This is a genomic window from Deltaproteobacteria bacterium (genome assembly GCA_029210625.1).
Lineage (GTDB): Bacteria > Myxococcota > Myxococcia > SLRQ01 > SLRQ01 > JARGFU01.
This window is the reverse complement of record JARGFU010000045.1, coordinates 17,003-28,263: the sequence shown is the minus strand read 5'-3', so window position 1 is coordinate 28,263 and position 11,261 is coordinate 17,003. Positions and strand designations below refer to the sequence as shown.

Sequence of the window (11,261 nt, the reverse complement as noted above, 5' to 3'; positions counted from 1 at the left end):
TTCGGGGTGGCCCTCACCGAGCTGCTCTCGGCCCTCTCGGCCAGCGAGGGGGTGGCCCTGGCCATCGCCGGCTCGCCGGGCGGCCTGCGCATCCTCCTCTCGGCCCTCCTCCTCCTCCCGCCGACCGTCGCGATGGGGGCGACCCTGCCGATCCTCACCCGCTGGGTGGCCCGCAGCCTGCCCGACCTCGGCCGGCACTTCACCGGGCTCTACGCCCTGAACACCCTGGGGGCGGCGGCGGGCTGCTCCCTGGCGGGCTTCTGGGCGATCCCCTCCCTCGGCCTGACCGGGACGGCCTGGGTGGCGGCGGTCGTGAACTTCGTGGCGGCGGCGTCGGCGTTCGTGCTGCACTTCCTGGGGCGGCCGGGAGAGGACGGGGACGGGGACGGAGACGGGGACGGCGTGGAGGAGTCGACGCCGACAGCCATGCTGGGTGACCGGCAGCGGCGCACGCTGATCGGCGTCTTCGCGCTGACGGGGTTCCTCTCCATCGCCTACGAGGTGCTCTGGTTCCGCTCCCTCGGCCTCTTCGTGCACTCGAGCGTCTACGCCTTCACGGCGCTGCTCTCGACCTTCCTCCTGGGCCTGGTGATCGGGGCGGCCGTCTACGCCCTCTGGCTGCAGCCGAAGCGGCGCGACCTGTCGATCCTGGCCACCGCGCAGGTCCTCCAGGCCCTGGCCGGGCTCGTCACCCTGGCCCTGCTGACCAACGGCAAGACCATCGACTTCTTCCTCACCGGCGCCCTCGGCTCGCCGCTCCTGGCCCTCTGGGTGCAGGCGCTGGCGATCCTGCTCGTGCCCGCCTCGATCATCGGGGTGGGCTTCCCCCTGGTGGTGCAGGCGACGGCCACCCACCTCTCGCAGGTCGGGCGGCAGGTGGGCTGGCTCTACTCCCTCAACACCCTCGGGGGGATCGCCGGCAGCCTCGGCGTCGGCTTCGTGCTCGTGCCCCTGATCGGGACCCAGTGGACCTTCGTCCTCCTGGCCCTCCTCGGGGCGGCCCTGGCGCTCTTCATCCAGGGCCTCGATGCCGAGGTGGCGCCGCGGCAGCGCCGGCTCACGAGGGTCGCGGCGGGCCTGGTGCTGCTCGCCGCCTTCCTCCTGCCGCCGGGCACCTTCCTCCGCTCCTACGCCGAGACCCGCCTGGGCGAGGTCCTCGACGTGGTCGAGGGGCGCGACGGCACCATCGCGGTGATCGAGTACAGCGCCGACGCCGTCTGCCGCTCGCGGCCCTGCCCCGATCACTGCCGCGAGCACCCCTACCGCCACCGGCAGGTGCGCTACGCCTCGATGTCCTACGCCAGCACCATCCTCTACTCCCGGCGCTACATGACCTCGCTCCTGAACCTCGCGGCGCTCACCGGGCCACCCACGCGCCAGGCCCTGGTGGTCTGCTTCGGTACGGGCATCACCGCGGGGACGGCGACCCTCCACCCCGAGCTCGAGGGGCTGACCATCGTCGACGTGAACCGCGACGTCGTCGAGGCGGATCGCTTCTTCGAGGACTTCAACCACCGGGTGCTCTCCGATCCGCGCGCGCGGGTGGTGATCGACGACGGCCGCCACTTCCTCGCCGCCGCCCCCGAGGAGGCGCGCTGGGACGTGATCTCCTTCGAGCCCCCGCCGCCCGAGGCGCCGGGGATCGTGAACCTCTACAGCAGCGAGTTCTACCGGCTGGCCAAGCGCCACCTCTCCCCCGGGGGGCGCCTGACCCAGTGGGTGCCCCTGCAGGAGCAGTCCGACGAGATCAACCGCAGGCTCGCCCGCAGCCTCGTCGACAACTTCGAGTACGTCACCCTCTGGATCCCGGCCCGCGACGAGGCGGTCTACCTCGCCTCGGACGCGCCCCTGGAGATCGATCTCGAGCGCTGGCGCGAGGCCTTCGCGCGGCCGGAGCTGAAGGCCTCCCTGCGGGAGGCGGGCCTCGACGACGTCCACGATCTGCTCTCGACCTTCGTCCTCGACGCCGAGGGGATGCGGGAGTGGACCCGGGAGGTGGAGCCCATCACCGACGATCACCCTGCGGTGGAGTACTACCTCTCCTTCGAGGGGCGGCCTCACGACCGCGACGCCCTCTGGGCGCTCTCGACCTCGCTCCTGCCCTACCTGAAGGGGGAGGTGAGCCCGGAGGACCGCACCCTGCTCGAGCGGCGGCGCTCCCTTGCCCGGGAGCTCTCCCGGGTGAGCGCGCTCACCTTCGACTGGAGGTACGACGAGGCGGCCGAGGCCCTCGACGCGCTCATCGCCGAGCACGGCGAGAGCACCTGGCTCCACCACCTGCGCCACGATCAGCTCGACTGCATGGTCGAGCGGCCAGGCCTGCCCCCGGGCCGGCAGGGCCCGATCGAGGCGCCGGCCCCCTGAGGCGATCAGTCCCGCGCGGGCGGCGGCCAGTCCCCGCGCCAGCGGATGAGCCCCTCCTGGGCGGTGGAGGCGACGAGCACTCCGTCCTGGAAGATCCTCCCGCGGGCCAGGCCCCGGCCCCCGGCGGCGCTGGGGCTGTCCATCACGTAGAGCAGCCAGCCGTCCATGCGCACCGGGCGGTGGAACCACATCGCGTGGTCGATGCTGGCCACCTGCATCTCGCGCTCCCACCAGGTGTGAGCGTGGGGATAGAGGGCGGCCCCCACCAGGCCGAAGTCCGAGGCGTAGGCCAGGAGGTAGCGATGGACGGCGGGATCGTCGGGCAGCTCTCCCCCGGCCCGCATCCACATCGCCTTGAAGGGAGGACGCTTGCGCGGCGCGAAGGGATCCACCGGATCGACCTCCCGGACCTCCACCGGCCGGTCCACCAGCAGCTTCTCCCGCAGGGGCTCCGGGATGTGCTCGGCGTGCTTCAGGAGCCGCTCGTGATCCGAGAGCAGGCCCTCGGGTCCGGCGATCCCCTCCGGCGCCTCGTCCTGGTGGTCGAAGCCCGGCTCGTGCACCTGGAAGGAGGCGGAGAGGTTGAAGATCGGCCGGCCGTGCTGCACCGCCACCACCCGCCGGGTGGCGAAGCTCTTGCCGTCCCGGATCCGCTCGACCTGGTAGACGATGGGGTGGCTCGCGTCGCCGGCGCGCAGGAAGTAGCCGTGCAGGCTGTGGGCGCAGCGATCGCTCGCCACGGTGCGGGTGGCGGCCGAGAGCGCCTGTCCCAGCACCTGCCCGCCGAAGAGCGCGCCGAAGCCCAGATCCTGGCTCTGACCGCGGAAGAGGTCCGCCTCGAGGGTCTCCAGCTCGAGCAGGCGCAGCAGGGCGCCGAGAGTGTCGCTCATTCCGTCTCCTCTTCCCCGGCCTCGGGATCGAGCTTCAGCTCCACCGTCGCGAGCCGTGCGGTCTCGATTGTCACCTTCTGCTCGCCGACCTTCCGGCCGCCGATGCGGAAGACCAGCGCGTGCTCTCCCGGGGGCAGCGGCCGGCGGAAGATCGGCGTGGTCAGCCCCTCGCTCTTGCCGTCGATGCGCACCTCCGCCCAGGGGGTGGTGTGGATCGAGAGGAAGCCCAGCTCCTCGTCCGCCACCTGCTTCTGCGAGCGCTGCCGCCGCAGGGTCTCGATGCGGGTGCGGGTGAGCTCGAAGGCGGCCAGCTCGGCGCGGACGTCGTCTCCCTCCCCGCGGTGGGTGTGGATCATCGAGAGGGCCCGGTGGACCTCCGGATCGAAGGGGTTGATCTCGGTGGCCCGGCGGTAGCTCGCCAGGGCCTCGTCCCAGCGCTTGGCGCCGAGGTAGAGGCGCCCGAGGTTCACGTGGGTCGTCACCAGGGCCGGCGAGGCCTCGCGGGCCTCCTCCAGGATCTCCTCGGCCCGCGCCAGGTTGCCCAGGGCGGTGTGGGTCCGGCCCAGCTTGTTGGCCAGGTGCACGGCCACCGGGCCGGCGAGCCCGTAGGCCTTCTCGTACTCGACGACCGCTGCCTTGGGCCGGCCCTCGATGCGCAGGAGCTCGCCGAGGTGGGCGAAGCGCTTCGCCTCCTTCGACTGAAGCTCGCCGGTGGGATCGCCCTCCTCCTCGGCCGACTCGGCCACCTTCCCCTTCACGTCCTCCTTGAAGGTGAGGTCGGTGTCGTGGACGCCCGGGCGGGCCTTCATCGGCCGCTCCTTCAGCCAGAGCTTCCAGTCGCGCTGCAGCTGCTCGAAGGTCTGGCCGAGGACCTGGCGCACCGCGCTGCGGTCGTCCTGGCCCTCGGTGAGCAGGCCGATGAGCTCCCGCAGCTTCGGGTAGCCGCCGCGCGCCTCGACCAGGTACTGGATCAGGGAGAAGACCTCGGCGAAGGCCAGGGCGGTGGCCTCCTGGCTCGGCAGGAGGGCCATCGAGGGGCTCATCTCCTCGAAGGTGATGTACTTGCGCTTGCCCGCGACCGCCTCGGCGAGGAGCCGCTCGGACGAGGGGGAGAGGGCCTGGCCGGCGCTGCCGCTCCAGCGGGTCTCCTCGTACTTGGCGATCCCCTCGTGGAGCCAGATCGGCACCGTGTTCTTCGAGACCCGCGAGATCACGTAGTGCACGTACTCGTGGGAGAGGGTGTCCAGCCACTCGTAGCCCCGCAGCAGCGCCTTGGGGGAGGTGAACATCAGCTTGTTGTACTTGCAGATCGCGATGGTGCCGCTGGTCTTGATCGCCTCGGTGGAGAGGCCCGACGCGGCGGAGAGATCGGTCGGGCGCTCGTAGGCCTCGACCACGATCGGCACCTCGGGGTGGTAGCCGAAGTCGTCGCCGACGTTCTTCCAGGCCTGCTCCAGGGCGGGCAGGGCGTAGCGCGGGAGCACCTCGTCGACCCCGGCCGGCACCCGCAGCTCGAAGTGATCGCTGCGGTAGCTGCGGTAGTCGCGGGTGATCTCCCGGGTGTCCCGGGCCCGCACGAGCATCGGATCGGGGGGGACGCCCTCCGGCCGTCCGGCGCCCGCGCGCTCGAGCAGCGCGATGGCGCCGTCGTAGTCCTGGCGGTGGAACTTGGCGATGCCGGCGATGCGCTGCACCGGCGGCAGGCCCGGGTGCTCGCGGTAGAGGCCTTCCGCCTCGCTGACGGCCGCGTCGAACTGCCAGGTGTCGAAGAGGTGCTCGGCGAGCCGGACGCGCTGCTCGATCCGCCGCAGGGTGTCGCCGGTGACGCCCGGGGCGGCCCCGCCGGGCGCCGGCAGCGCGAGGGGCAGGAGCAGGCCCAGCAGGAGGAGGGATCGGAGCGCGCGCCTCATCGCACCAGCTCCTCGTAGTAGCGCTTCACCTGGTCCTGGTAGCGGTCCGGGGCGCCCTCCTTCATGGCCTCGAGGAGCTCCTTGCGGAAGGCCTCGGGCGCCTTGTAGGCCTCGGCGTCGGGGATCTCCACCGGCTCGCTGCGGGTCATCCGCCCGCCCGAGCTGTTGCTGGAGCTCATGGGGATGGGCATCCCCGACTCGCCCTGCTGCTTCATCGCCTCCTCGAGCTGCTCCCCGAGCTCGGAGAGGCGCTCGGCGGCCGCCTGCTCCTGCCCGGTCGCCCGGCGAGCGTCGCTCTGGGAGAGGCGCTGGCTGGCCTCGGACATGTGCCGCTGGCCCTCGCGCAGGGTCTGCTCCATCTCCGGAGAGAAGATCGGAGCCTTCTCGGCGATGCTGCGCATCTGCTGCCCGAGCTTCGAGGCGCGCTGCCGCAGGCCGTCCTGCTCGCGCCCCATCTGACTCAGGCGCTGCTGCTCCTGCTTGCCGAAGACCTCCCGGGGATCGGGGAAGAGCTGCTCGAGCTCCTCGACCAGCTCCCGGGAGAGCTGGTGGGCCTCGTCGACCCGGCCGTCGCCCTCCTTCAGGGCCTTCTCCAGCTCCTCGGGGGAGAGGCCGACCTGCGGCGGGAGCATCCGGCGCAGCAGCCGCTTGTCCCGGCGGGCGTCCTGGAAGAGGCCCCGCACCGTGGCGACGTTGCGGAGGGCCTCCTGGGCCGTCTTGAGCGCCTCGTCGAAGTCCCGGGCCTCGAGGAGCATCCGGGTCTCCTCCAGCCGGCTCGCGGCCTGGTCGAGGGTCTCCCGGTCGTAGAGCCCCACCACGGCGTCCTGGATCTCGGGCGGCATCTCCTCGAGCTTCTTCTTCGCCGCCTCGGCCTTCGCCTTCAGGCGCTTCGCCAGCTCGTCGAGCTTGCCCGTGACCCTCTTCTCGAGCTCCTTCTGGTAGCGCTCCTTGAGGCCCCGGCTCTCCTCGAGGAGCTCGTCCTGGTCGTGGCGCAGCCGCTCGAGCTCGTCGCGGAAGGCGTTCATCTCCCGCATCAGCTCCTCGTACTTCTCGCCGCCGACCGACTGCTCGCCCTTCTCGAAGCGCTGCATCAGCTCGTCGAGCTGCTCGCTCATCTTCTGTAGCTGGGCCAGGGCCTCCTCGAGCTTCCCTTCGTTGATCAGCTTCTGCAGGTCGTCGAGCTGGGAGAGCAGATCCTGGTTCTCCTGGATCTGCTGCATGGCCTCCTGGTTGAGGTTCTCGTCCCGGATGGACTTGGCCAGCTCCTGCATCCGCCGCATCAGCTCGAAGATCCGCTCCTTGAGCCGGGCGATCTCCTCCCCGATCTCCTGGCGGACCTCCTCGCTGGGGTTCTCCTTGAGCTGATCCACCAGCGACTCGAGGCGGCGCTTGCTCTCCTGCAGGGCCTGGGTGATCTCCTTGAGGGCCTGCATCCGCTCCCGGTCGAGGAGGTCCTCCAGGAAGATCACGTCCTTCTCCAGCTCGATCACCACCCGCTCCTGACTGCGGGCGAGGTGGCTGGCCATCGGGCGCAGGCGCGAGGCTTCGAGCCCCAGGCGGGTCTCGAGCTGGTGCAGGGCCGCCTCCAGGCGGCCGGTCTCGCGCTGGATGCCGATGAAGATGTTCCGCAGGGCCTTCTGCAGGGCCTCCGGGCCGAGGGGGTCGGAGGCGAGGGAGCCCTCGAGCTCCTTGAGGTCCGCGATGAGGGTGTTCAGGCCAGTGACGAGGGCGCGCATCCGCTCGACCTCGCCGTTGAGCGCCTGACCGGTGAGGGCAGCCTCGGGATCGCAGGGGCCCTCGAGGTGATCGGCGAGAGTGGCGATGAGCTGCCTCCAGGCCTGCTCGATCTGCTCGATGAGCGCCCGGTGGTGCGCGACCTTGGAGAAGACCTCCAGGGTGTAGCTGCGCGAGCGGCCGACCTTGGGGCCGCTGACCACGTCGTTGTCGGTGACCTCGAGGTGGACCGTCACCGTCTCGCCGGCGGAGAGGCGCAGGGTCGCGAGCTCCCAGCGCAGGCTGCCGTCGCCGCCGGGCCGCTCCTCGAGATCGGTGAGGATCCGGCGCTTCTCCTGGCCGCCCCGGATGCGCCAGACCAGCGCGACCTCCCCCACCCCGAAGTCGTCCTCCACCTCCCACTGCAGGGGCAGGACCTCGTCGCGATCGATCTCCTGGTGCTCGTCCGACTCGCGGTCGACGAGCTTCAGCTCGGCCTCCGGCCAGGCGTCCGGCTCCACCGCGATCCGGTGGGGCGCCCCCTCGGCCTCGATGCGGCCGCGATCGTCGAGGAAGGCGAAGCGGTACTCGCCGGGCTCGCGCACCAGCAGCTTGCCCCGCAGGGAGCGCCCCGCGCTCACCTCGAGGGGGAAGCGGCTCTCGCCCACCAGGAGCGCCGCGGCCTCGACCTCGCGGTCGGCGGTGGTGCGGATCTCCACCTCGGTGCCGGGCAGGGCGGTGATCTCCCCGCCGGTGCCGCTCACCGTACGGGAGGGCCGCCGGGTGTAGGCCGGGTAGTGGTAGGTCAGCGAGACGTCGCCGGTGATCAGCTCGGGCACCGCGCTCGCGCCCCCCTTGCCGAGGAGGCCGATGCCGCGCTCGAGGGAGAAGAGGCGCTGGTAGCCCCGGGCCACCGGGCTGCCCGGCAGGAGGAGGGCGACCAGGGCCGCCGCGGCCAGCAGGGCCAGGGCGCCGGCCGCCCGCCCCAGGCTCTGGGCGGGGAAGGCCTTCTCGAGGGGCGCCTGCTCCAGTCGCCGGGCGACCGTCTCGATGTGGGCCTCGGCCAGCAGCTCGGAGTACCCCACCCCCGGCCGGGTCGGCGCTTCCTCGCCCGCGGGCTCCTCGGGGTGGAGGGCCGAGTGGAACTCCACCGCGCTCGAGAGGCCGGCGCCCTCGTCCAGGCGCCGCTCGAGGCGCAGGGCGAGCTGACCGTCGGTGGCGAGGCGCCGCCAGTGGAGGAAGAAGAAGGCGGTGAGGGCCGCGAGGGAGGCGAGGAAGAGCAGGCCCAGGGTGCTCTGCTGCAGCCAGAAGAGGCCATGGACCTCCTCGAGGTCCGCGTTGCCGAGGACGAAGGCCACCGGCAGGGAGAGCATCAGGCCCACGCAGAGGAGGGCCGCCAGGGTCGTGCCGGCCCCCAGGGCCAGGGCGCGCCGCCGGGCGCGATCGATCAGCCGCCGCAGGGGCGCGAAGCCCGCGGCGGTATCACGCCGGGAGCCCGTGCCGGAGGGCCGGCCGGGCGGGCTCTGGGGGGGAGTCGGTGGCATCTGGAGGGAGGGGCATGATGGGGCCAGAGGCCCTCATCCGGCCAGTCCGGGGGGGTGAACCCCCGGGGGGCGCCGGAAATGCCCACTCCTTAGAGCACAGATCCCCGGATTCCGGTGCTACCAGCTCACCTGCAGGGCGTAGGTGGCCGAGGTGCTGAACGCGGAGTTGTAGCCGAAGACCACCACGTAGTAGCCCGTGCCGCTGCCGGCCGACACCTGGATCGACTCGGCCAGGCCGGCGCCCTTGTTGCTGCGGGCCACGAAGTTGCCCTGGAGGTCGTAGAGCTCGAGGTCGTAGTCCTTGCCCGAGGGCACCTGCAGCCCGAGGGTGAGGACGCCCGAGGCGTCGACCCGGAAGATGTCCCGGTCGGTGCTGCTGCCGATGGTGCCGGTGACCGTCGCGCTGCTGCCCAGGAGCTGCGCGCCGCTGGTGGTGTCGTTGGGCTCCTGCTCGGCGAGGTTGCCCGAGCCGCCGCCGCCGCTGCCGGAGTCGGCGCCGCCCTCGCTCCAGGAGGCGGTGAGGTTCAGGCCGGAGAAGGCGGCGTAGGCGTGGACCATCACGTACCAGGTGCCCGCGGCCGGGTTCTCGACGGTCACCGACTCGGTGTTGCCGTTCTTGTAGGGGCGGAAGTCCCAGGTGCTGGTGGTGGGGGCCGCGCCGTGGCGGACGTAGAGGTCGGCGTCGCCGCTGCCGCCCGCCATCGCGATGTCGAGCTGGGTCACGCCGGCGGGGAGCTCGAAGCTGTAGGCCAGCTGGGCGTTCTTGGCCGCCGAGAGGCCGGTGCGGGTCGTGCCGTTCTGCAGCTCGTCATCGGCCGGGGTCGGGGCGGGCGTGGGGGCGGGGGTGGTCTGGGCGGACTCGACCACCGCGACCAGCTCGAGCCCGGAGAAGGCCGCGTAGGCCCGGACCATCACGTACCAGGTGCCGGAGGTGGGGTTCGCGACCTCGACGGTCTCGGCGTTGCCCTGGAGGTAGGGGCGGAAGTCGTAGCTGCTGGTGGTCGGGGCCGCGCCGCGCCGGACGTAGAGGTCGGCGTCGCCGCTGCCGCCGGCGATCTGCACCGTCAGGTTGGAGGCGCCGGCGGGCACCTCGACGCTGAAGTGGAGCTCACCGTTCTTGGCGGCCGAGAGGCCGGAGACGGGCTGGCCGCTCTGGAGGACGGTGTCCGTGGGGGTGGGCGCCGGCGTGGGGGAGGGGGTCGGGGTGGTCGGCGCGCCGGGGACGCCCACGGCGGTCCAGGCCTGGTGCACGGCGCTCACGGCGGAGGTGCCGTAGAGGTCCGCGGCGGCCTGGGCGGTGGCGGCCCGGGCGTCCTCGAAGCTGGCGTAGGAGGTCAGGTAGAGCTCGTTGGCCCGGTAGAAGATCTTGCCGGCCGCCTCGACGCCGATGCCGCTCACGCTGGTCGACGACATCCCGCGGGGGTGCGAGCCGCCCTGGGAGAGGAGGTAGAAGGCGAGGTTGGGGATGCCCGAGTTCAGGTGCACGCCGCCGTTGTCGGCCGAGCCGGTGTAGCGGGTGGGGTACCAGTCGTAGCTCTGCCCGTCGGCGGTGGGATCGTCCATGTAGCGCATGGCGTCGCCGGCGGTGCGGGGGGTCCAGATGTCCTCACCGAGCTTCCAGGTGTTGGCGTCCGCGCCGCCCTTGTTCCAGGCCTCGCAGGTGGCGGCGAGGATGTCGCTCATGGCCTCGTTCAGGGCGCCGGGCTGATCCTGGTAGACCAGGTCCGAGCTGCGCTCGGTCACGCCGTGGACCATCTCGTGGATCGAGACGTCGAGGCTGCGGGCCAGGGGGCCGAAGGTGCTGCCGTCGCCGTCGCCGAAGACCATCTGCGAGCCGTTCCAGTAGGCGTTGTTGTAGTTGCGGCCGTAGTGGACGGTGGTGATCAGGGCGCCGCCGCTGCCGTCGTAGGAGTCCCGCCCGAAGAGGGTGGAGAGGCAGCCGTAGGCCACGCCGAGGTTGTCGTAGGCGGCGTCGGCGGTGGCGTCGCCGGTGGCGCCCTGACCCTCGATCCGCACCCGGGTGCCCGGCAGGGAGTAGTTGTCGTTGGCGTCGTAGATCTTCCGGTTCCGGGCGGTCTTGATCTGCGGGTAGCGGGCGAGGACCTCGCCGCCGTGGGCGTCGATGAAGACGCGATCGCGGATCGGCAGGCCCTCGTCGGTCATGCCGGCCGCGGTGGTCTCGTAGGCCAGCCGGATCTCACCGTCCTGCAGGGAGCGGTGGTAGACCAGGCGGGGGAAGCCGAGGGTGAGCTGCTCGCCGGCGAGCTGAGCGGTGGCGCGGGAGACGGCCTCCTCGCCCGGGAGGGAGGCCACCGGCGAGGCGACCAGGTCGCTGCGGGCGGTGCCGTGGGCGGCGTAGACCACGCCCTGGCCGGTCACGTGCACCGAGAGGTCGCCGCCGACGACCTCGAGGCCGTTCTGCACCTGGCGGAAGCGCAGGTGGAGGTCGCCGTCGCGGTCGAGGTGGCGGCGGGAGAGCTGGAGGCTTCCGGCCTCGAGGCGGAACACCGGGGCGATCTGAGCCAGGGTCTGGCCGAGCCCGCCGGTCGCCTCGTCGGCGGCGCGGACGCTGGCGACCCCGAGGTCACCGCGGATGAACTTCGGCACGCCATCGAGGTCGAGCACGACCACCTCGGCCCGGGGCAGGGAGGAGAGGGCGGCCTCGACGTCGCCGGCCACCTCGCCCCGCCGCTCGATGGTCACCTCGCCGTAGCCGGCGTCGGTGCAGGCGCCGAGGAGGAGGGTGGAGCCGAGGAGGAAGCTGGTGAAAACCCGTAGGTGTCGTGCCGTCATGGCCGCAGGCAATGGCAGGACCTGTGCCAGATCTGCAAAACAATATT

At 72.0% G+C, this 11,261-nt stretch carries 5 protein-coding genes; 1 reads left to right on the top strand and 4 read right to left on the bottom strand.

Features of this window, described 5'->3' with window-relative positions:
- On the top strand, positions 1 to 2,364 hold a 2,364-nt coding region (locus P1V51_24115; protein ID MDF1566139.1), incomplete at its 5' end, for a fused MFS/spermidine synthase.
- A gap of 5 nt (positions 2,365 to 2,369) precedes the next feature.
- On the opposite strand, the gene P1V51_24110 is transcribed toward P1V51_24115, so the two are convergent.
- The 4 genes from P1V51_24110 to P1V51_24095 form a co-directional block, all read right to left on the bottom strand.
- Positions 2,370 to 3,254 (bottom strand): acyl-CoA thioesterase II, encoded by an 885-nt coding sequence (locus P1V51_24110; GenBank protein MDF1566138.1) that lies wholly within the window; start codon positions 3,252 to 3,254, stop codon positions 2,370 to 2,372.
- Positions 3,251 to 5,164: a tetratricopeptide repeat protein gene (locus tag P1V51_24105; GenBank protein MDF1566137.1), complete on the bottom strand. Its 1,914-nt coding sequence runs from the start codon at positions 5,162 to 5,164 to the stop codon at positions 3,251 to 3,253. The genes P1V51_24110 and P1V51_24105 overlap by 4 nt, the downstream gene beginning before the upstream one ends.
- Positions 5,161 to 8,421 carry a hypothetical protein gene (locus tag P1V51_24100; protein ID MDF1566136.1) on the bottom strand — a complete coding sequence of 1,087 codons (3,261 nt, stop codon included), beginning with the start codon at positions 8,419 to 8,421 and terminating at the stop codon, positions 5,161 to 5,163. Before P1V51_24100 ends, P1V51_24105 begins: the two co-directional genes overlap by 4 nt.
- Before the next feature lie 117 nt (positions 8,422 to 8,538).
- Positions 8,539 to 11,214, bottom strand: coding sequence for a M4 family metallopeptidase (locus P1V51_24095; protein ID MDF1566135.1), 2,676 nt, complete (start codon positions 11,212 to 11,214; stop codon positions 8,539 to 8,541).
- Positions 11,215 to 11,261 lie beyond the last annotated feature (47 nt).

Coding starts and splice junctions, on each gene's coding strand:
- P1V51_24100 (MDF1566136.1), bottom strand. CDS start 8,421: ATGCCACCGACTCCCCCCCAGAGCCCGCCCGGCCGGCCCTCCGGCACG.
- P1V51_24105 (MDF1566137.1), bottom strand. CDS start 5,164: ATGAGGCGCGCGCTCCGATCCCTCCTCCTGCTGGGCCTGCTCCTGCCC.
- P1V51_24110 (MDF1566138.1), bottom strand. CDS start 3,254: ATGAGCGACACTCTCGGCGCCCTGCTGCGCCTGCTCGAGCTGGAGACC.
- P1V51_24095 (MDF1566135.1), bottom strand. CDS start 11,214: ATGACGGCACGACACCTACGGGTTTTCACCAGCTTCCTCCTCGGCTCC.